Origin of the sequence: Psychrobacter sp. W2-37-MNA-CIBAN-0211, assembly GCF_040309405.1 — a bacterium.
Taxonomy (GTDB): domain Bacteria; phylum Pseudomonadota; class Gammaproteobacteria; order Pseudomonadales; family Moraxellaceae; genus Psychrobacter; species Psychrobacter glaciei.
Genome location: NZ_JBEOOU010000264.1, coordinates 1 through 266, shown reverse-complemented (window position 1 = coordinate 266; position 266 = coordinate 1). Strand labels below are relative to the sequence as shown.

The 266-nt window shown below is 42.5% G+C and carries 1 protein-coding gene; it reads left to right on the top strand.

Annotated elements, in window-relative coordinates:
• Window positions 1-266: tryptophan 7-halogenase (locus AAEY72_RS15165; RefSeq protein WP_352311404.1), on the top strand; the 266-nt coding region annotated here is incomplete at both ends.

Here is a 266-nt window from a genome sequence, read left to right as displayed (position 1 = left end):
CCACAGGCAGGCGCATCAAGCAATGGCATAAAAACTGTGTTGCTATTGGGTTATCGAGCGGATTTTTAGAACCGTTAGAGTCCACCAGCTTACATTTAGTCCAATCGGCGATAATTCGTTTAACCAAATTATTTCCCCGAAACGGCATTCAAGCACAGCACATTGATGAGTTTAATCGCCAATCACAAACCGAGTTTGAGCAAATCCGCGACTTTATTATTTTGCACTATCATCTTAATGCTAAACAATCTGCCGACGGTGAACAC